Annotated in this window: 15 protein-coding genes and 1 pseudogene; 3 read left to right on the forward strand and 13 right to left on the reverse strand. The window is 64.8% G+C overall.

Annotation, left to right across the window (positions count from 1 at the left end):
* The gene (locus BDW16_RS20135) at nt 1-1,062 is read left to right on the forward strand and encodes an NAD-dependent epimerase/dehydratase family protein (protein WP_066581012.1); all 1,062 of its coding nucleotides are present in this window, start codon (nt 1-3) and stop codon (nt 1,060-1,062) included.
* Here BDW16_RS20135 and BDW16_RS20140 read toward each other — a convergent pair.
* The 4 genes from BDW16_RS20140 to BDW16_RS20155 form a co-directional block, all read right to left on the reverse strand.
* Nucleotides 1,055-1,864, reverse strand: coding sequence for a Crp/Fnr family transcriptional regulator (locus tag BDW16_RS20140; protein ID WP_066581010.1), 810 nt, complete (start codon nt 1,862-1,864; stop codon nt 1,055-1,057). The two genes, BDW16_RS20135 and BDW16_RS20140, sit on opposite strands and share 8 nt — an antisense overlap.
* 238 nt (nt 1,865-2,102) lie before the next feature.
* A complete protein-coding gene (locus tag BDW16_RS20145) occupies nt 2,103-4,127 on the reverse strand; it encodes a hypothetical protein (protein WP_066581009.1) in 2,025 nt (674 codons plus the stop codon).
* A 290-nt stretch (nt 4,128-4,417) separates the two neighbouring features.
* On the reverse strand, nt 4,418-5,119 hold the full coding sequence (locus BDW16_RS20150; protein ID WP_066581008.1) for a response regulator transcription factor: 702 nt from the start codon (nt 5,117-5,119) through the stop codon (nt 4,418-4,420).
* Between the two features lie 61 nt (nt 5,120-5,180).
* Nucleotides 5,181-7,430: a GumC family protein gene (locus BDW16_RS20155; RefSeq protein ID WP_083954429.1), complete on the reverse strand. Its 2,250-nt coding sequence runs from the start codon at nt 7,428-7,430 to the stop codon at nt 5,181-5,183.
* 244 nt (nt 7,431-7,674) lie between these two features.
* Between BDW16_RS20155 and BDW16_RS21995 the strand changes: the two are divergent.
* A pseudogene (locus tag BDW16_RS21995) lies at nt 7,675-8,565 on the forward strand (oligosaccharide flippase family protein); the annotation flags it as partial.
* A 358-nt stretch (nt 8,566-8,923) separates the two neighbouring features.
* On the opposite strand, the gene BDW16_RS20165 reads toward BDW16_RS21995, so the two are convergent.
* From BDW16_RS20165 to BDW16_RS20205, 9 genes are all read right to left on the reverse strand, one after another.
* A complete protein-coding gene (locus tag BDW16_RS20165) occupies nt 8,924-9,673 on the reverse strand; it encodes a LuxR C-terminal-related transcriptional regulator (RefSeq protein ID WP_083629724.1) in 750 nt (249 codons plus the stop codon).
* Nucleotides 9,674-10,186: 513 nt separating this feature from the next.
* Nucleotides 10,187-11,341: a glycosyltransferase family 4 protein gene (locus BDW16_RS20170; protein WP_241230572.1), complete on the reverse strand. Its 1,155-nt coding sequence runs from the start codon at nt 11,339-11,341 to the stop codon at nt 10,187-10,189.
* Nucleotides 11,338-12,045 (reverse strand): HAD family hydrolase, encoded by a 708-nt coding sequence (locus tag BDW16_RS20175; RefSeq protein ID WP_083954427.1) that lies wholly within the window; start codon nt 12,043-12,045, stop codon nt 11,338-11,340. Before BDW16_RS20175 ends, BDW16_RS20170 begins: the two co-directional genes overlap by 4 nt.
* Entirely contained in the window at nt 12,042-13,058 is a 1,017-nt protein-coding gene (locus BDW16_RS20180; RefSeq protein ID WP_083954430.1) for an ATP-grasp domain-containing protein, read from the reverse strand. Before BDW16_RS20180 ends, BDW16_RS20175 begins: the two co-directional genes overlap by 4 nt.
* Nucleotides 13,058-13,744, reverse strand: coding sequence for a PIG-L deacetylase family protein (locus BDW16_RS20185; protein WP_066581002.1), 687 nt, complete (start codon nt 13,742-13,744; stop codon nt 13,058-13,060). Before BDW16_RS20185 ends, BDW16_RS20180 begins: the two co-directional genes overlap by 1 nt.
* Nucleotides 13,741-14,652, reverse strand: a complete 912-nt coding sequence (locus BDW16_RS20190) for a methionyl-tRNA formyltransferase (protein WP_066581000.1) — start codon at nt 14,650-14,652, stop codon at nt 13,741-13,743. The genes BDW16_RS20185 and BDW16_RS20190 overlap by 4 nt, the downstream gene beginning before the upstream one ends.
* Nucleotides 14,624-16,375 (reverse strand): sugar transferase, encoded by a 1,752-nt coding sequence (locus BDW16_RS21760; RefSeq protein WP_100362814.1) that lies wholly within the window; start codon nt 16,373-16,375, stop codon nt 14,624-14,626. Before BDW16_RS21760 ends, BDW16_RS20190 begins: the two co-directional genes overlap by 29 nt.
* Complete coding sequence (locus tag BDW16_RS20200; RefSeq protein WP_083629723.1) at nt 16,372-17,616, reverse strand: glycosyltransferase; 1,245 nt, start codon at nt 17,614-17,616, stop codon at nt 16,372-16,374. Before BDW16_RS20200 ends, BDW16_RS21760 begins: the two co-directional genes overlap by 4 nt.
* Nucleotides 17,613-18,704, reverse strand: coding sequence for a glycosyltransferase family 4 protein (locus tag BDW16_RS20205; protein ID WP_157926365.1), 1,092 nt, complete (start codon nt 18,702-18,704; stop codon nt 17,613-17,615). Before BDW16_RS20205 ends, BDW16_RS20200 begins: the two co-directional genes overlap by 4 nt.
* A gap of 520 nt (nt 18,705-19,224) precedes the next feature.
* Between BDW16_RS20205 and BDW16_RS20210 the strand changes: the two genes are divergently transcribed.
* Nucleotides 19,225-21,210 carry a polysaccharide biosynthesis protein gene (locus BDW16_RS20210; RefSeq protein WP_066580996.1) on the forward strand — a complete coding sequence of 662 codons (1,986 nt, stop codon included), beginning with the start codon at nt 19,225-19,227 and terminating at the stop codon, nt 21,208-21,210.
* Nucleotide 21,211 lies beyond the last annotated feature (1 nt).

Below are 21,211 nucleotides of genomic sequence, written 5' to 3' on the forward strand. Positions count from 1 at the left end.
ATGACTCAGTTCCTGATCACCGGCAGCGCCGGCTTCATCGGTTTTCACTTGGCGCGACGACTGCTTGAGGACGGTCACAACGTGGTCGGCTTCGATGCGCTCACCAACTATTACGACCCGGCGCTGAAGCGCAAACGCAACGCCATTCTCAAGGCATTCCCGGGCTATCATTTCATCGAGGGTGCGCTGGAGGATAGGGGCGCGCTGATGCGGGCGGTCGAGAAGAACGTGCCCGAGGTAATCGTGCATTTGGCGGCGCAGGCCGGGGTGCGCTACTCGATCGAGGAACCCGAAACCTATGTGTCGAGCAACCTGACCGGCTCCGGGGCGGTGCTTGAGCTGGCGCGGATGATACAGCCAAAGCATCTGCTGATGGCATCAACGTCGTCCGTCTATGGTGCGAACGAGGCGATGCCGTTCGGTGAAACCGACCGCGCGGATCATCAGCTGAGCCTCTATGCCGCAACCAAGAAGGGCATGGAGGCGATGGCGCACGCCTATGCGCATCTGTTCGCGATCCCGACGACGCTGTTTCGTTTCTTCACCGTGTACGGGCCATGGGGCCGGCCGGACATGGCGCTGTTCAAGTTCACCAGCGCCATCCTCGCGGGCCGTTCGATCGATGTCTACGGCGAGGGCCGGATGGCGCGTGACTTCACCTATATCGACGATCTAGTCGAGGCGATCGTCAGGCTGATCGATGCGGTGCCGGTACAGGGTATGGGAATCCGGGAAAGAGGCGTCATCGACAGCCTATCGCCGGTCGCACCCTGCCGGACCGTGAACATTGCGGGGGGACGCCCGATCGAACTCATGGATTTCATCCGGACGATCGAGGCATGTGTAGGGACGCGCGCGAGGCTGAACATGCTGCCAATGCAGCCCGGCGACGTATCACTCACCTGTGCGGATCCGTCGCTGTTGCGGGCGCTGACCGACTATGTTCCGAAGACCGGCGTCGCAGACGGCGTCGCCGCTTTTGTCGATTGGTATTGCGACTATAACGGCATATCGAGGCCGGGCGGCATACAGTCAGCCGCGCCTGTCGTTGCTGCTATCTGAACAGGGGGAGGTCGCGATCCTCGGGGCCGGTGCGAGCGGCGATTTCAGGGCCGGTGTCGGAGCGCGACATCAGCAATTCGCTGTCCGGCGCCAGTTCCAGATAGTTGGGCCTGAACATCGCAATGCGGGTCAGGCGCGGCAGATCCGAGATCTCGACGATCCGCCGCCGCCATTCGAGCAGACCTGCCGATCGCAGCAATTGCACGGTTCGGTTGACCTGGACGGTACTGAGACCGCGCGCATCGCCAAGATCGCGCTGGCCCATTGGCATGTCGAATGTGGTCCCGCGCGCCAGGCCTGCCCGCGCGGAGCGGTAGAGCAGTTCGCAGAACAAATGTGCGATCCGCTGGGTTGCGCTGAGCCTTCCGAGTGAGCGGATCCATTGCCGATGGATTGCCGCGGCGACCGAGGCGTCCCAGAGCAGGGCCTGTCCGATCGCCGGGAATTGCCGGGCCACGGCGTCGAGCTCGCTTCGAGGAACCAGCGCATAGGAAAGCGCCGAGATCGAGCAGGCAGAATGGTCCTGGCGCTCCACGAACTGGCAATCCTGACCCATGATGTCGCCGGGCAGAAACAGCTCGACGATCTGCCTCCGGCCATCGGCAAACTGTTCGTATCGGCAGGCCCAGCCGTCGAGGATGATACGGATCGGCGATATCGCGTCGCCTTCGACATAGAGGTCCTGCCGCGCCGGAAGGCGGCGCGCCTTGCTCTGAATCAACCCTGCAAGTGCTGCCCTTTCCTCCTGCCCCAGCGGCATCTTACCATCGAGCTTGGAGAAGAGCGGGTTGAGCACGGTCACCTTCGATACAAAATCGCCGTCATTGAACGATCGGATACAGGATCGGGATTTTAACGAATGCTACCAAGCTGTTAATAAGTACTAATCCGTACTATCCTTGTTGCTGTTGCATCCTATTCGCTACAGCGGCTGATTGTTCTTGGTCGACTGAAGAAGCGCCTTCGAGCTTCCCGCGCGGCTGCGGGCTTCGATCGGGCGAGACGGTCCGGGGCGCCCGTCGATAGCGCCCCGGCGCACATCAGAACATCGGCCTTCCGCAATTATAGGCCGGTACGCGTCCCGTTCCGGAGCCGACCATGCCGTAGTAGCGCACATCGTCCTGGGCCAGCGCGTTCAGATACTCCTCGATGTTAGGGTAGCCGTCGCCATCGGCATCGGCATTCGCATCCCAGACATTGGGGTTGGTGTTGGTGAAGCGGCGCTCCCAATCGTCGGGCATGCCGTCATTGTCGCTGTCGGTCTTGGCGGCCCCCTGCGTCAGGTTCGCCCAGCCGCCCGCCTCCGCGACCGACGACGGCCAGTTCGACGCGAAGAGATAGGGCGCGGTGTCGCAACTGCGCACATCCTCCACATACATCTGATCGACATTGTCGCGGCAGATGCCATCACGGCAAAGGTCGGCGCCGGCGAAGGTGAGCACATCGAGGAGCGCCTGCTGGGCCGTCGCGATGCGGGTCGGATCGAACGAAGGCTCGGTGGTGCCGGGCATCAGCGCAAAGGCGGAATTCTGCACCGTGGCGAGGCCGGTGCGGCTGCAATCCTGCGCTCCGGTGCTGGTGACGCCGCAGATCGAGCTTGCGGTCACGTGCGCAATGAAGCCCGCGGTGTTCTGGAACGGGTCGGTCGTCGTCGATCCGAACTGACCGGCGATGCGGGTGCGCGGCGTCACGTTGCCCGCGGAATGGATGTTGAAGCCGAACGGCAAGCGGGCGCCGTTGCCATAAAGGCCGATCAGGTAGTTGCCATCGCTTGCATTGTATCGCGGCCCGCGGAGATAGGCGTTGTTGACATAGTTGGCATAGACGCTGCCGAACTGGTTGGAGACAAGTCCCGCCTCCGCAATGAAGTGGTAGAGGACATTGTTGACCACATCCACCTGGCCGGTGGCGCCGGCGGTGGCGGGGTTGGTTCCGACGGCGATGTTGATGCCGCGCTGTTCGCCATGCTGCGAGAGATTGTGCGCGATCGTCACGCGCGATGCAGGCTTCAGGAAGAAGGTCTTGCAGTGCAGGGCAGACGTGTGCCCGGCGTTGCGGCAGATGTTCGGCCCGATGATCGACCATTGGACCGTGCAGTCGATGCACGCCATGTCGAGGCTTTCGTCGGTCCCGAACATGGTCGAGACGTGATCGATGATCTGGTTCCGGGTGCCGGACATGCGGATCGGGTCGCCATTCTCCGACCTGCGGCCGACATGCGGGCCCGTGCGCGTGCGCACATGCCGCAGGATCATGTTGTTGCCGCCGTGGCGCGTGTCGATCAGCGAATCCACCGGGTTGTACTTGTCGCCGAGCCTGAACTCGATCCCGCCCGGCGAGGTCTGCCCGGCAATGTAGATCTGCGGCTGGGTGATGAATGCCGACGACTGCAGAACGATCGCGCCCGCGACGTCGAAGACGCAGTAGCGCGGGCGATTGGCCGGAATGTTGTAAGGGCTGGTTACCGGTAGTGCGAGCGCGCACTCCCGGTAGCTGATCTTGCCGTCGTTCGGATTGGCGACGTCGTCCAGCGTATTGATCTTGTACACGACCGCATTGGTGCTGCGGACGCTGGTTTTCTTTCCGAATCCGGTCGCGGTCGGGAAGGCGAGGGGGTGGCGCGCCCGGTCGGGAATGGCGCCATTGTCGGGGTTTGCGAAGGCCGCAGCGGCGCCCGCCGAAGGCGGCGGCGTGGGGGTCGGGGTGACGATTGGCGGTAACGGCGTTGGCGTCGGCGTGGGGCTCGGCGGCGTGATGATGATCCCGCCGGTGGTCCGCAAAAGCGACTCGTTCACCCAGCCATCGACTCCCTGACCGAAATCAACCCGCCACCAGCGCTTTCCGAGGCGGAGGACTGGCCCCTCCACGACCGTGCCGACCGCGCCGCCCTGCTGCATGCCGACGCCCGTTTGAAGATCGCTTCCCATCACGCGGAATTTCGCGGTCAGTTCCACGCCTGCGCCCAGCGTAATCGGGTTAGCGCGGGCAGCGACCATCGCGGTGGCTGCCAATGCAATGACAGCCACCGCGCCCAGCCCCGCTCCACGCTTGGAGATGAAATCCATGGTTTGCGCCCCTTGTTTACTGGCGAGGGCGCGAATCAGTCTCTTGAATACTATAAGTATTCAATTTAAACATGATGTTGCGACCCTCTGTTCTGTAAATCTTTCGTCTATGAAAGATGTGGTCAATTTCGCCGTCGTCTAACGTGATATCGATTTAAAAAAAATGAATCCTAGCCCGGATTTGCCTCTATTCAGCTCAGCCGTGGGTAGTTAGATAGAAACTATTGTACCAATGGACATGTCCATTGGTACAATATCGTAGAAGATGCTGTTGGGTTGGACGGTTCTGACTAGGGATAGGCGCTGGCGATTGCGACGACCTGCGTTCGGTTACTCGCACCGAGTCGGCGCATGAGCTCCTTCACATGCGCTTTTACCGTGCGTTCGGTGACCATCAGGCTCTTGGCGATCTGCCGGTTTGTCATTCCACGGGATAGCCCGTCCAGAACCTGGCGCTGGCGTCCGGTGAGCATCTCGTCATGGCTGCGGTGCGTGCGGGACGATCGTGCGATCGCTTCCATGACCGGCGGGTCGAGTACCGAACGGGGATAGGTGATCCAGCCGCGGCTGACGATCCGGATCGCATCGATGGTCAGGTCGAACGACATTTCGGTGCTGAGCAGGCCCGCGATACCGAGGCGCAGGGCGGCGCGGGCATGCTCTGCGTCGACATGGCTGGTGAGGATCAGGATGCCACCTGGCGCGCGGTCGCGCAGCGGTGCGATCATATGCGAGAGTGTGGAATGGTCGAAGGCGTCGGAAGCAAGGTTCAGCAGTGCCGCGCTGCGTCCTTCGATCCCGGCCAGGGCCGTCGCGGCCTCGTCAATGCTTCCGGCGCTTGTGACCGAGGCAATACCGGGCGCACTCTCCAGCGCCGCCACAAGACAGTCGCGGGTGAGGGACCGCGGATCGATCACCAGCAGATGCAACTCGTCGGAATTGCTTCTGCCCTGGTTCCGCTCTCCGCCTATCGCGCGCAGGTTTGCGGTCAACGCTTTGCCTCGTCACAGGGGACTCTTGATCTCCGTCCGGCCATCGCGCGATCCGTCCGTTTCAGGCCAGCTCCGAACGGCGGCCGCGCAACCGCAGCAGCGGGTTGCGCAGGAGCGCATAGGGTTGGTCGTCGCGCGCATAGCGATGATATTGATGAATGCCGTCCCCGTAATCGAGCCGCGCATGCTTGCGATAGCGCACGCGGTTGAAGACGACCCCAGTCAGCGTTTCGCCGAACTGCAGGATCGCCGATCGCAGCAGATCCGGCGTGGTGCGGCCCCACCGCAGGACGAGCAGGCTCTGCTCGGCGAACCGCGCAAGCTGCTGCGCATCGCTCACTGCGAGGACGGGGGGCGTGTTGATGACGATGAGGTCGTAGCGGTCCCGAAGGATCGCGAACAGGGTTTCTACGCGCGGCGAGGCGATCGCCGCGCCCGGGTCTGGCGCGGGCCTGTTCGCTTTCACGCCATGCACCGCCGGCGTGGAACTGCTGGTGAAGATGATCTCGTCGATCTCCGCATCGCCGCGGATATAGTCCAGCAAATCCTTCTCGCCCGACGTGTCTTCGAGCAGGCCGGCCAGGCCGGGGCGGCGCAGATCGAAATCGGCGACAATGGCGCGGCGCCCGCGCGCGACGGCGGCGGCGGCAAGCCCGATCGACACGCTCGTCTTGCCTTCGTCGGGAAGCGGCGAGGTGACGAGCACGATATTGCCCGTCGCGCGTGTCGCGTTGCGTCCCATCCGCGTTTCGACCGACCGGATGGCTTCGGCAAAGACCGAATAGGGCTGGCCGATCACGCGAAGATGGGTCGGCATGCGTCGCCGGCTTTTGGGGAGCTCCGGGATCATGCCGAGCGTCGGTAGCCCGCTGATCGCCCAGACCTGGGCTGCACTGCGCACCTGCGTGTCGAGCGCTTCGCTTAGCATGACGATGATCATTCCGAAGATGAGCGCAGCGGCAGCGGCGGCGCCCATGATCTGGGTACGCCGAGGGAAGCTCGGCTGCGTCGGCTGAAGCGCCGGCGAGGCGATCGCCGCGTCTGCCTTGACGGTCTTCTCGTTGCGCGTGATTTCCTTCAGCCGCCCGAGCAGCGCGAGATAGACGGTCTGTGTCGCCTGCGCGTTCCGCTCCAAATCGGCGAGCGGCACGCCCTCCGCAATGTCATTGAGCGAGCGGGCGCGGAGCGAAGCGAGATCCCCGGCCAGCTGTGCCTCGCGCGAGCGCTGAGCGGATGCCTCGTTGGCAAGCTGGGCGCCGACCCGTCCGGATTCCCGGGCTATGCTCCCGTCAAGCTGCGCGAGTTCTGCCCGCACCTTGAGCACGTCCGGATGCGCGCTGCCGTAGAGGGTGGTCAGTTCGCCCAGGCGGCGTTGTGCCGTTGCCTGCTGGCTGCGCAGGTCCGCAAGCAGCGGGGACATGATCTGCCCGGCTGATCCGCTTCGCCGTTCGCTTTCGGCGCGCTGGCCTCGGATCGCGGCGAGCTCGGCCGCCGCGCGTCCCATCTGCGCCGCATCCGCCTGGCTGCCAGCACCGGCGTCGAGACCGTGCGATCGCCGGTAGGACGCGATCGTCTGTTCGGTGGAGACGAGCTGATCGCGCAATTCGGTGACGCGTTCGTCCAGCGTCTGGATACGGCGGCGGATCGCAGCCTGGCGTTCCTCCACCTGAGTCTTCACATAGACGCGGGTGATCTTGTTCGCGATCAACGCGGCCTTCTCCGGGTGCCTGGAGGTGACGGTGACGTCGATGAAGCTGGACTGTCCGTCCTGGGCGACATCGAGCACCTCGAGTAGCCGGTCGGTCGTGCGCTCGACCAGCTGTGGCGAGACGGTGCCCGCCGGGGTCTGCGTTGCCTTGACCGCATCGCCCTTCCAGAATTTCAGGCGGTCGAGGAAGCGGTCCCAGCCCGTCTTCTTGTCGGGATTGGCGTCGGGATTGAATTCGGCATCGTCGTGGAGCGCGAGGTCTCGCACCACCTGCCGGGCGACCGGGCGCGACTGGAGCAGCTGGATCTGCGTTTCGATCTGATGTTCGCGCCGAAGTTCGGCGTCGCGGATCGAGGCGGCGGTTTCGTCCTCCGTCTGCAGCCCCGATTCCTCGACATCGACGCGCATCACCGCAGTTGCCTGATAGCGCGGTTCGATGAACACCAGCGCCAGCGCGGTAAGCACCATCACCACGAGGAAGGTGATGATCAGTCGCCGCTGATGCCGGCGCAGAACGCGCAGAAAATCGACGCCGGACGCCTGTTGCGGTACGGCAACCTCAGTTGGGCGCATCTCCATCAACGCTCGTTCCTGCATGTTCATCGGCCAACTCCCCGCCACCGCGGCTGGTGGAGGAGCTTAGGCTGCCTGCGCCCGGCGGATATTGGTCAGAAGGGGCAAATGGGGCGATTGCGGGTATGCGCGCATGCGGGAAAGGGCTGTCAGGTATCGTCGGGGTGGCAGGCACTACCCCAGTGGGGCTATCCCGCTTGCTCGCCTAGAAATCGGTTTCCCGGACCGCCAGACCTGCGGCATCGATTGCGCTGGTAAGGGAATGGTACGCCCCATGGAAACGAGCAGCCGCGGGGGGCGATCGCGCATCCGCTGGACATTGCTCCAGATTGCGCACCTTGCCTCCGGCAATGCCACCGCCATCGGGATCGGCATGGTGACGCTCGCGCTGATGGCGCACATGCTGGGCCCGGCGCTGCTCGGGCTGCTCGCAATGGTCGAAGCCTATGGCCGGTTCATGGACCAGATCATTCGCCTTGAGACCTGGCAAGCGGTAATCCGCTACGGGGCAGGCGCGCTCGAGGCGGGGGACGACGATCGTTTCGCCGAACTGGTGGGGTTCGGAATCGCGCTTGATATCATCGGCGCGCTTGCCGCCGGCGCGGTCGCATTGCTCGCCATCCCGCTCGTCGGGAGCTGGATCGGATGGGGTACGGAGGCGCAGACCATGGCTGCCTTCTACGCCATCGCCGTCGCCTTCGGTATCTCGTCGACGCCAACCGGCGTCCTGCGCCTGTTCGATCGTTTCGCGCTCATCGCCTGGGTCGATCCGGTGCTTGCGGTGCTGCGGCTGATCGCCGTGGCCCTGGTCTGGGCTCTTGGCGGCTCGGTTTGGGAACTGCTGGCGATCGCGATTGCGGTCCCTTGCCTCCAGCGCGTGACCCTGGCCGTCATGGCGTGGCACGAACTGCGCCGCCGCGGCTACCGGATCCGGCCGCGGTTCGACGCGCTGATCAATACCGGCAAGTTCGAGGGAATCTGGACGTTCATCGTTTCCGCCAATGGCGCCGTGCTGGTGCGCAAGAGCACCCAGGAGCTCGATATTCTGGCAGTCGGCGCCGTCGCGGGACCGATCGGTGCCGGCATCTATCAACTGGTGCGCAAGTTCACCCTGGCTGCGATGAAAGCCGGCGCCATGCTGCAGCAGGTCGTCTTTCCTGATCTGGCGCGGCTATGGGCGCGGCGCGACCTCCTTGGCTTCGCGAACGCGATCCGACAGATCGAGCTGTTCACGCTCTGCGTTGGCGTAGCGTTCGTCGTCGGCGTGATCTTTGCCGGCGACATCGCGATCCGGTTGATTGCCGGTCCCGAGTTCGAGGATGCGGCCGGCCCGCTGGTCGTCCAGTCGATCGCGGCATTGCTCTTCCTCGCGGGAAGCGCGCTCCGGCCTGCGCTGATGACGATGGGGCTGCAGCCGAAAGTCCTGGGCGTCGCGATCGTGGCTGGAACTGCCTTCTTCGTGACGCTCTACGTGGCGATCCCGGCGCTTGGCGTCAGCGGTGCCGGAATCGCCCACATCGCCTTCAACTTGCTCTGGCTAGCTGGATCTCTGGCGCTCTTTGCGGGGGCAATGCGGCGGGAAAGGGCGGTTGCGGACGCAGCGCCGGAGTCGCATTCACCGGCGCTTCGCCCGCCAGCCCGCGGTTGACCGCCCAGATCGCCGCCTGCGTGCGATTGCGGACGCGCAGCTTGCGCAGGATCGCCTTGATGTGGACCTTGACCGTCGCGTCGGCGATGCTCAGACGACGCGAAATCACCTTGTTGGGCTCGCCATCGACCAGGCAGCGCAGGATATCGACCTCGCGCGCCGACAGATTGGTTCCGCTGGCGCCCATATCCCAGCAGCGCGAAATCGCGCCGGCAGGCGCACTGGCGAGCGAACTGGCGATCTGAGACGGCAGAACCTTCTCTCCAAGGGCGGTCAGGCGCAGGGCGCCCGCCAGTGGATCGCACGAAATCTCCTTTACGAGGTATCCGTCCACGTCCCCCGTCGCAAAAGCGCGGGAAACGTCCTCCATGCTGAACCCATCGGTCATGATGACAATGCGCGGCTTGGGACAGCGTTCGCGCACATCGGCGCACACGCTCAGGCCTTCATCGATGTCGTTGACGTCGATGATGATGAGCGAGGGTTCGTTCTCGATGTCCAGATCATCGACGCAAGATACTGCGCAATCGACCGAAAAATCTTGGTCAGCTAGAATTCGCTTCAGCCCTTCCCTGACAATCTCGTTCTTGCCAATGATATTGACGTGAATGGGTTCGCTCAACATGGATTACCTCCTACCGCTATTTACGGCAGTCGATTCTTGTCGCCCTTCCGGACGACTGGACTACTTCTAGTTAACGATGACGACCCAAATACTCTCTTATATAGCCCTAGCCCGGAAAAAAATGTCATGGTTTAAAATGTACCAATATATTTCGGTAACGAACGTATCGGTGTCAATTCGAGACAGTCTATGGCTATGTGAAGATCAGTATGAGCGCCGGATCATGTTAACGATCGTCGCGGACAAATCATAAGTTTCATCCGGAACTGTCGGTAACTTTGATACCACGATTGGTGGGTTCCAGGATGAATACCAATATATGACAATGGTATCTTGCCGTATCGATATCGCTGGATATCAGTAGAATCCCTAGTTTGATTCATCGCAGCACGGGCTAAAGTAATGTGGCGACCTGGACGGTGCGTTAGGTACTGTCCATCACTCGAATGGCGGCTTTAGTTTGAGCCGCCATTCTTTTTACATGCGTGTCAATTTATACGCGTGTCGCTGAATTCAGCGCGATCTGATCAACGCATGAAGTCGGGATCCGGATCGAAAGGATTTGCCGCTGGAGGTCGCCGGCTGGCGGTCTGCGGCACTGGCAATCAGGCCTAGCCAGCGATCGAGAATGATGCGCTCGTCGAACAGCGTGGCACGTCGTTTGGCGTTGCTCCCCAATCGCCGGAGCAGTGTACCGGAGGACATGACCCTGCTGAGCGCCGTTGCGAGCTGTGCGCAGTCTTCGGGGGGAACCAGCAGGCCGCTCACTTCCTGTTCGATCATCTCGCCTGGCCCGAAATCGCAATCGCTGGCGACAACGGCCAGACCCGCCCGCATCGCTTCGCCCACGACATTGGCAAAGCCTTCATAGCGGGAGGAGAGCACGAACATGCTGGCGGCGCTGATCCATTCCGCGTGCCGTTCGGTATTGCCCGGAAGACGTATCCGGTGCTGGAGTCCGTGGTCCCGAACTAAGGCTTCCAGGCGCGGCCGTTCCGGCCCCTCGCCGAAGATGACGAGGCTCCAGTCGGGGAAACGGGCCGCAATTCCGGCGAATGCATCGATGAGCAGATCGAATCCCTTTTGCTCCGTCAGCCGGCCGACCGCGACTAGCTGTGGCGGTTTCTCCCGCCTCGGCTCGAAGGCGAGCGCCGGGATGGGGTTCGGGATGACCGTCACCTTCGACCTGTCCGTGATCCGCATCCGTGCTTTCCCGCGTTCGGTGAGCGTCACGACCCCCGCGGCGCGCGGGTAGAGCCGGTGCAACATCATCTGCCAGAGCGGATGGGCTGGCTGGCGATCGGGATTGTTGCGCTCCGAGACGATGACGGGTGTGTGCCGGCCAAGTGTCGCGAGCAAGGTGAGCACGTTGATCTTGGTTAGGAAAGATATGACGACATCGTAGCTGCCGGCGTCGAGCGCGCGCCGAAGCGCGCGCGCGCGTCGGATGCCTGCTGCATAGGCGGAGAGGCCGCCGCTCCCTGCCGGTACAGCGAGGCGGATGAGCTGCGCGCGCGGATCGATCGCGTGAAAGATCGGATCGTCCGGGGCATCGAAGGTAATGACCGTCACGGTCCATCCCCGCGCGATCGCAGCCCCGGCGATCGAGCTGATGACGCGTTCCGCGCCGCCCGCTCCCAGTGCCGACAGGACGAACGCTATGTTCACGCGTCCACCTCCAACGATGCCGGAGCGAACAGGGCCTCGGTGCGCTGCTGAGTCAGGTCGCGCAGGGACCGGATATGCGTGGCAGCGCAATAGGGCGGACCGGGTGCCACGCGGGGGTGGACGGCATCTGGCCGGTCGATCTGTACCGTCCCCCAGCCAAGAGCGCGGGGCGCGAGAAAGTCCTTGGCTGGATTGTCGGCGACATAGACGAAGCGGTTCGATCGCCCACGATGCACCGCTTCGACAGCATCGAAGGCGCGGCGATGCGGCTTCCAGAAGGTCGGTCCCCAGTCGTCGGTGTAGACGATCGGGTCGAAGGGGTAGCGCGTCAGGCCAAGCGCGGCCACCTTCCGCCGCTGCGCTGCGCCGAAGCCGTCGGTAATCAGTGCAAGACCGAACCCGTGGTCGCTGGCAAGGAAGGCAAGCGCATCGGGCGCGAGCCGGATGCGGGGAAGATGGTCGCGATAGATGGCGACCATCGCTGCGATCGTGGCGAGATCGGCTGTCACCCCCAGTTCGGCCAGTGCCATGTCGAAAAGCTTCGTGCGCCGACCTGCATTCCACAGCGTTGTGGCCGTCGCGTCGAACCCGTGTATGCCGAGCCGCCATTGCACCCACACATCCACCGCAGCGATGCCGCTGCGCACATAGTCCCGTTCGCGATAGAGCGTGTCGTCGAGATCGAAGACGATGACGGTGCTCATAGCGTCACGAAGATCGCCGCATCGAACCGCAGCATCGCAACGCCTGTCGCCCAGGCATCGGTGGCTGTGTCCGGCAGCCTCAGCCGTTCCTCGATCAGCCATTGTGCGAAGGATGCACCGGCGTAGTCGGCGAGTGGATAGCCGCCGCCGAAACGCGCATTGATCTCGAACACCTTTGCCGAACCGTCGGTTGCGGTGATGGCCTGAAAGCATAGTGCGCCGCGCGGGCCGGGGAGGCAGGCGGCCATCTGCCTGGCGATTTCCATCAGGTGCGACTGCCGGCCGGTAACGCCCTTCTCCACCTCGCCGGCGCGCACCTGTACCCGGTGATGGGGCACGACTGAGCGCAGGGTGCCGGCGCCGTCGAAATAGAGGTTCACCGTCCACTCTTCGCCTTCGAGCAGTTCCTGGACGACCATCGGTTCGGTTGCGGCGCCGGGCAGCATATCGAGACTGCCGATCCGGGTGACTGCGCGTCCGGCGCTGCCGTGCCGTGGCTTGACGATCGCCGGGCCGCTCCAGCTGCGCGAATCCGCCGACGCAAGGTCGATCGTGCGCGGGACCGGGATCCCGTGCGCGCCCAGAAAATCCGCGGTCCGTAGCTTGTCGCGGCAAATCTCGATCAGCGGAGGCGTGCTCACCGCAACGGTCGTGCCCGATGCCGCAAGACGATCACGAGCAGCCGCCAGCGGCAGCAGCTCCGGATCGATCGTCGGCACGACGAGCCCGACGTTGTACTCGCGGCAGATCGCCTCGATCGCCGGGATATAGCTGGGGGAGTCGGCGCGGGGTACCTGCACTGCCAGATCGGCGAGTCGGCACGCGGCGCTCCATTCGGGTTGCGCGTCGCACGCGACGATCTGGAGATCGACGTGCAGGTTGGCGGCGGCGCGCCGGAATGCGCGGAGCAGGCCGACGCGCCGGCCGGCCGAACATAGCAACATGGTCAGTTGCCGGTCGGGGCCGGTTGGCGGCGGGATATCCAGCGTGCGGTCTGCAACGAGCTGGTGCATCATGATACCTCCCGGATGAGCAGGAAAGCTTCGGCCGCGCGCCGATGCACCGTAGCGCCGCGAAGCGTCGCCAGCGCACGCAGCGCTTCGGGCGAGCGTTCGTTCGGAAAGGCGCAGACCTGCGATCGATAGCAGGCGAAGGCGTCGAGCTTGCGGTCGAGCGTTTCGTGGATATCGACGAAGACGTTCGGCGCGAAGCCCGGCGCGAGGCAGGGGGCCGACCAGTTGGTCTCCGACAGCGTTTCGTAGGCGTAGATGCGTGTGGGGTAACGCCAGTTCCGCGGTCTAGCCGCGACGAGCGCGGAGCGGAAGGTCAGCTGATGGTCGAGATGGATGTCGCCGGCGAACGGGAGGAACAGCGTGTCAGGCCTTACCGTCTCGAACAGCGCGCCCATAGAGCCGTTGAGCTCCGCATGCGGAACGCGATCGAGTTCGGCTGCAGGGTGATCGAGCCAGTGCGATTGGGTGACGCCGAGCAGCGTGTGCGCGGCGGCAGCTTCCGCACGGACACGTTCGACATCCTCCGGCGGGTAGCGCGGTGGCTTTCCGCGCGTGGCGATCGCGATATGGACCGTCTGACCGTCCGCCGTGAGGCGTGCGATGGTGCCGCCGCACCCGAGGATCTCGTCGTCAGGGTGCGGCGCAATGACCAGCACGGTGCCCATGTTCGTCAGCGCCCCGGTCATCGTCCGGTCCCCAGCACGCTATGGAGCGCAGGTCCGCGGGCCGCGGTCTCGAAGTCGAGCACGTGGAGCGCACGACCGTCGCCGCAGCGGACGGCAAAGCCTTCCGTGTCGCGCAGGACGATCTGACCGGCGCGGGCATGCTGGCGCCCGGCGCAGTCACAGGCACGCGCGGCCCAGATCGTGATGCGATCGCCGCCGGCATCTGTGAACGCGCCCGGATAGGGGTGTCCGACCGCGCGGACCAGCCTTTCGACCTCCGCGGCCGGTGCATGCCAGTCGATCCGCCCATCATCCGGGCGGCGGCGGGTTGCCCAGGTCGCGACGGTTTCGTCTTGCGGTTCGCCGGAAACCGGGCCCCGTGCCAGCCGCGGGAGCAGTTCGCTGAGCATCTTGTCGAGCGCAGCCATATGCTTGGCGTAGAGCGACCCGGCGGTCTCGGCCGGAGCAACGTGGAAGAAACGCTGGGCGAGCAGGGGGCCGCTGTCGATGCCGTCGTCGATCCAGAACAGGCTCGACGCAGTGATCTTTTCGTCGAGCAGGATCGTCCAGGGAATGACGGCACGTCCGCGCAGACGGGGCAGTGGGGCAGGATGGTAGCCCACCACGCGTCCGCCCGCGGCGGCGCGAAATTCCGGCCCGCAGATCTGCGACCAGCCGATGACGAAGACGATATCGGCGGCGATCGCCTTCACCTGCTCGAGAAAGGCTGGCGCGTTGCACTGTTCGACGGGAAGCAGTGTCGCACCGTGGCGCGCGGCAACAGGCGCCAGATCGACGAAATCGGAATGGCGAGTGGCGAGCGCCGCGGGCAGGGTTGCGATCGCGGCCAGTTCCCAGTCCGGAACCCGGGCAATCGCCTCCGCCGCGACGCGCGTACCTTCAACCGCGCCGATCAGCAACGCGCGCATAGGCTCTCCCGATATTGGCGGGGCTGACGCGTTCGCCACGAGCCAGCATGGTGAAGGTGCGGAGAATGATCTTGCCATCCCGCGTCAGCGAGCGGTTGTCGATGTACCAGAGGTCGAGTGCTAGCTTGTCGGAATCGCTTAGCAGCGCATTGCCGTTCACTTGCGCCCAGCCCGTCAACCCCGGCCGGACCTGGCCGCGCCGCGCACCGGCCTTTCCCATCGCCGCCACCGTTTCGGGAAGCAGCGGCCGTGGACCGACAAAGCTCATCTCGCCGCGGACGATGTTCCACAGCTCGGGCAGTTCATCGAGCCGGGTGCGGCGCAATAGCCTGCCGAAGGACGACAGGCGAGCGGCGTCGGGGAGGGGGTGGGCACCTGCGGCCGCCATCGAGCGGAACTTGACGAGATCGAACGCATGTCCGCCCTGACCGGCGCGCCGCTGGCGAAAGAGCACCGGCCGTCCGAGCGCGAGCGCCACGGCGGCCGCGACGAGCAGGAGAAGCGGCGTGGCGAGAATCAGTGCCAGTACGGCGAGTCCGCGCTCGGCGAGGCGATAGTCTCCCAGTGCGCGGTGCCGGCCCGGTGCCAGCGAGGTGCCGGCCAGCCCCATCTCCGACAGCAACTGTTCGTTGACGCGCTCGACGCGGAAGCGCTGCTGTGCCAGCTGCCGCGAATGTGCGCCCATCGACCGGACGCGTTCCGGATCACCGGCGAGTTGTTCCATCGCACGGGCGAGCGCCGGGGCGTCGCGTGGCGGCACGAGCAAGCCGTTTTCGCCCGGGACGACAGTCTCGCGGCAGCCTGGTGTGTCGGTGGTGATGACTGGTCTGCCGGTCGCCAGCGCCTCGAGAATCGTGCGCGGCAATCCTTCGCGGTAGCAGGACGGGAGTACGAACACGCTTGATTGCGCGAGATGGGGACGCACGTCGCGGGTCGCGCCGAGATATTCGATGCCCTGCGTACCCCAGGCATCGATCTCCTCGGCGGTGAAGCCGGCGGATCCGGACTCACGCGGGCCGAGAATTCGGAAGCTTGCTTCGGGGTATCGCGCCCGGACAGTGGATGCGGCCTCGATGAACTCGCTTATCCCCTTGTTGCGCATCAGCCGCGCGACCAGGAGAAAGACGGGCGGTCCCGCGGGTATCGGAACATGTGGAAACTTCGCCGTGTCGATGCCCGAGCCGGGAACCTGGACGATCCGGCGATCCCGCCCGACGATCCGGTGACGGCGCAGCTCATCTGCATCGTCGGCATTGAAGACGAAGATTCCTGCCGCGCGGGCAACCGCCGTGCGATAGAGCATCGAGACCGCCGATCGCAGCATCCGGTGCGGCCAGTTTACCGGGCGGTCGTCCGAATAGACATGCCCCAATCCGCTGACCATCGCGAAGAAGCGGGTACTCCCGCCGGCGATCCGCGCAGCGATGCCGCCATAAATGATTGGTTTCTGCGTGTAGGCGAGGCAGATGTCGGGGGCTTCCCGCCGGATAGTCCGGACCAGCGCACGCAAGGTGGCGAGGTCGCGGATCGGGTTGGTTCCGGCCCGGTCCATCGGCACCGAGGTGAAACGGACGCCCATCGCTGCCAGCTCCGCGATCGTCGCCGGATCCTCATCCGGCGCGCAGGCGATGACCTCATGCCCCTCGGCGACCATCTCACGCAGCAGCGCGGCGCGGAAGTTGACCAGCGAATAGGCCAGACTGGCTAGAACGAGAACCCTCATAGCCGGCTCACTCCCGCGTCGCTGGCCAGCGCATTCGTGCTGGCGGGGGCGGTATCCTTCGTGGCCCGCTCGACCGCGCTGGCGTACAGTCGGCGGTACTGGACTGCGATGTCGTTGATATCGAAATGCGCGATCGCGCGCGCGCGCCCGGCAGCGCCAAGGTTCCGCCGCGCGCCGGTGTCGAGTGCAGCCAGCCGCTCGATCGCCACCGCCATCGCCTCGGCGTCGCGCGGGGGGACGATCAGGCCACCTTCTCCGACCACCCAGGCGCTGTCGCCGATATCGGTAGCGATGCACGGTACGCCGCATGCCATCGCCTCGCCCAGGATATTGGGGAACGCCTCTCCCCAGGCGGAGGAGAGCGCGAGGAGGTCAAGCCCCGGCAGCCAGCTGGCGAGATCGGTCCGCTCTCCAGCAAGCGTCGCGGTTCCGGCCGGCAGATATTGCGCGATCGTCTGGGAAAGCGACGGATCGGGCCGGTCCATGCCTGGCCCGACGAACAGCAGCCGCAGATCATGGCCTGCCGAGCGCGCGCGCGCGACGGCGCGGACCAGCGTCGCATGATCCTTCATCGGGTGATTGCGGGCGACCATGCCGATCAGAATACCCCCGGGGGTGAGGTTGAAGATCGCTTCGAGCCGTGCGCGGGCGGCCGGATCGGGGTGGTAGGTCGACAGATCGAACCCGTTGGGGATGTGGATCGCGCGCGACGGGTCGAAGCCGATCGCTGCGTGCTGCTGTGCCGCAGTGCGCGAATTGTAGATGATCCCCTGCACGGATCGCGACAGACGCGCACTGAGCGCGAACAACGCGCGGCTGCTGCGTTTCTCCACCATCGGATCGGCCAGCGAGTGACGCACGTTCCAGAATATCGGAACCTTCCGCCCCGCGGCGAGGCCTGCGACGCTTGCGGCGAGATTGCCGTGGTACATCCAGCCCTGCAAAATGTCGGGTTGAAGCATGGCGGTGATCCGTAACAGGCGGAGCGTCGCGACCGGACCAGGAACGCCCCGCGACATGCCAAGCGTATAGGTCGGGCAACCCGTCTGCCGCAGGCGTTGTGCAAACGTGCCGGGGCGCATGAGCGAAAGCACAGCGGGACGCGCGCATTTGCGCTTGGCGATATTGGCCTCGATCAGCTTCACCAGCATCGCCTGCGCGCCTCCGACATCGAGGCTCGTGGTGAGGTGTTGCACCAGACCCGGCATCGCCGATGCTGTGTGACAGGCGCGCTCAGTCATTCCGCCAGCACCTCCCGATAGATTGCAGTGACTTTCTTGACGTGATGTTCGACGCTGAACTTGGTCAACGCCTCCTGCCGCGCGCGATGAGCGATCGTCTCCGCCAGCTGTGGATGATCGATCAGATCAAGGATATGCGCCGCCAGATCGTCTGGATCATCGACGCGCGCGAGGATGCCGGTGCCGCGATTGCGGATCGCCTCGATATTGCCGCCGGAAGCGGCCGCGACGACCGGCGTGCCGACCAGCATCGCTTCGATCAGCGTCCGCCCGAAGGGTTCCTCGACCGCGGGGACCACGAGCATGTCGCAGGCCGCGAGCCAGGGCTCGACCGGACGAACGAACCCCATCATGCGGATCAGGTCGCCCACACCGAGCGCTTCGATCCGCGCGCGGATCTGCGCTTCGATACCGGGCTCGAACTCTTCGCCCAGCATGAGTGCGATCAGCGGGAGATCAGGCCGCATGCGGCGCAGCGCGGCAATCGTCTCGACGAAGACGAGGGGGCGTTTGCGCGTCGCGAACTGCCCGAGAAAGGCCAGGACGACGGTTTCCGGACCGATACCGAGCCGCGCGTCGAGCGCGGTGCGCGCTGCCTGACGATCTATCTGCGCGATCGAGGTATCGAAGGGGCTGTAGACTGCCGTGGACTTGCGATGCGCCGACCAGAGCCCTGCCTTGGGCGCTGCGAACTTCGAGACGCAAAGGACCCGGCTGGCCAGCAGCGGCGCCTGCAGCCGCAATGCCCTTGCGCGTGGATTGCCGCGGTGGTGCCAGATATGACCGGCCCCTGCGAGTCGGGCAGGCAGCGTCCAGGTCGCGTGCATCGGACCCTCGTTCGTGTGCACGAGGCTGATGCCCCGCCGTTTCAGGAACGCGCGCATGCGAAGCGCGTCCGGGAGTGCGCGGGCAACTTGGCGCAGCGCGAGCGGATCACCCGGCCGCCAGACGTGGACAGGCGGCGCGAGTTCGAAGCGGACGCCTGCGCTTTGGATGAATTCGAGCAGCGGGCCTTCAAGGCTGTGGAGGAGAACCAGAGGCTCGAACTCCGTCGAATCAAGCGACTGGACGAGTTTCAGTGCCGACACATGGCTTCCGCCGATAAGCCCGCCTGCAAAGGGAAAGCAGATGCGCGTGCGCCGCGGCCGGACAGGGTGCACGCTGCCATGGCCCCGCGTCCCGAGCGACGCGATGCTTTCCGAAACCCCGGTGGTTCGTCGCTCCAGTTGCATCGATCGGATGGCCCCTATTCAAACAAGCAGGTGTTCAAACAAGCGGGGACTGTCGCGCATCGGACACCTGCTCACCACGGCAACTTCGGACACTGCCCAAAGGAATCAGTGTCGCTGGCCGAAAGGTTTCGCTGCGCCTCAAGATCGATGGCGGTACGCGCGCCGGATTAGGCCACCGATCCGACGATGCCCCTCATTTTCCTGCGCAAGATCGAGAAGGGGTAGGCGGCCGGCCAAAAGGTGATCGCCCTGTCCTTTAGAACGCAATCTCTATGCCCGGCTTATTGGCCCCTCGCTTCGCAGTTAACCTCGCTCGATCACGGGCATCCCGGGCGCAACCGCGCAAGCGGTGACGGCTTGGGGACGGAGCAGCGGAATGACCATTACTCTCGAAAACCGATCCTCATCGCTGATCCGCGCGTCGCTCATCTATCTGATCGACGGCGTGATCGCGGCGGTTTCGCTGATTGCCGCGATCAGTCTGCGGGTCGGTTCGCTGCGCGCGGGACAGGTGCTGAACGAGCATCTCGCCGCGATGCCGCTGTTCGTCGTCGTCGCGCTGGTCACCTTCGCCGCGATGCGGCTGCATCGGCGGGTCTGGCGCTATACCTCGACCGAAGAGGTCTTCGAGGTCGTCAAGGCCGCGACCGTGGCGATCCTTGCCTATGTCCTGCTCCTGATCCTGATCGGCGGCGCGGGCTGGCTGCCGCGATCGATCCCGGTGATCCAGTGGCTGGTGCTGGTCGTACTGATGGGCGGCGTCCGCATGGCGCGACGCCTCGCTGCCGAATATCTGGGCGGGCGCTTCCATCCGCCCGCATCGGCGGCGAACCCGGAGCATCCCAAGCGCACCGCGCTGCTCTTCGGATCGAGCGACGATATCGAGCAGCTCCTTCGGCAGCTCGAGGGTGAGCCCAATGCAGCGTTCCGCGCGGTCGGAATCCTCGACGAAACCGGTGCGCATACCGGGGCCCGGGTACGCGGCGTGCCGGTGGTCGGGCGGCCTGCTGACCTCGTGAGCGTGGTCGGCAGTCTCACGGCCAGGGATGCGCGTCCGGCCTGCCTGATCTTCGCAGGTCCGGTCGAGCGGCTTCAGCGGATGGCGATGGTCAATATCGTCGCGCAGGCGCAAAGCCTCGATCTCGAGATCGCCTACCGTCCGGGATTCATCGGCTTCGCGCCCGAGCCAGGTGCCAGCCTCGACTTCCGTTTCCTCAATGTCGCGGACCTTCTTGGGCGGCCTCAGGCCGTGCTCGACGATCGTGCGGTCGCTGACATGATCGGTGGACGCCGTATCCTGGTCACCGGTGCCGGCGGCACGATCGGACGCGAGCTCGCGCGCCAGATCGCCGAACATGGTCCTGCCCGGCTCATTCTGCTCGATGCGAACGAGTTCAACCTCTACGACGCCGACCTCGAGATGCGCGAGAGCCATCCGCAGGTGTCGTGCACGCCGGTATTGTGTTCGATCCGCCAGCGCCGCCAATTGATGCAGGTGTTCGCCGAGCATCGCCCGGAGCTGGTCTTTCACGCTGCGGCACTGAAGCATGTTCCACTGGTCGAGATGCACCCGGCAGCCGGCGTCCAGACCAATGTGCTGGGCACGCGCAACGTGGCGGATGCGGCGCGGTTCTACGGCGCCCTTGCGATGGTGCAGGTCTCGACGGACAAGGCGGTCAACCCGGTCGGTTTCATGGGCGTGACCAAGCGGCTGGGCGAGTTCTACTGTCAGGCGCTCGATCTGGCCGGCAGTGATGATCCCGGAGCGCCGCGGTTCATCACCGTGCGGTTCGGCAATGTGCTGGGGTCGAGTGGGTCACTCATCCCTTTGTTCCAGCGTCAGCTGAGCCGGGGCGGGCCGCTCACGGTCACCCATCCGGAAATCGAACGCTTCTTCATGACGGTGCACGAGGCCGTACAGTTGATCTTGCAGAGCGCCTCGCGCGGACTGCGTGACGGGATGCGGCACGGACGGATCTTCGTGCTCGACATGGGAGAGCCGATCCGCGTGATCGACATCGCGCGCCGCATGATCCGGCTCGCCGGTCTCGATCCCGAGATTGATGTCGGGATCGATATCATCGGGCTGCGGCCGGGTGAGAAACTCTACGAGGAGCTGTTCGATGCCGAGGAGTCGCGTTTGCCGTCGTCGATCCCGGGTGTGTTCGAGGCGGAGCCGCGGCCGATCCCGCTGCGGACACTGAACAAGACATTCGATGCGCTTGAACGGGCGAGCGACGAGGCAGATGACGCCGCGTGCGTGGCGATCGCGACTGGCCTGCTCGACCGTAGGCGCGCGCCGGTGGCCGATATCGCGGTCGTTGGCGCGCGCCGCCCGGCAATCATGGCGCAGGCGGGTTGAG

It is taken from the genome of Sphingomonas koreensis (assembly GCF_002797435.1).
Lineage (GTDB): Bacteria > Pseudomonadota > Alphaproteobacteria > Sphingomonadales > Sphingomonadaceae > Sphingomonas > Sphingomonas koreensis.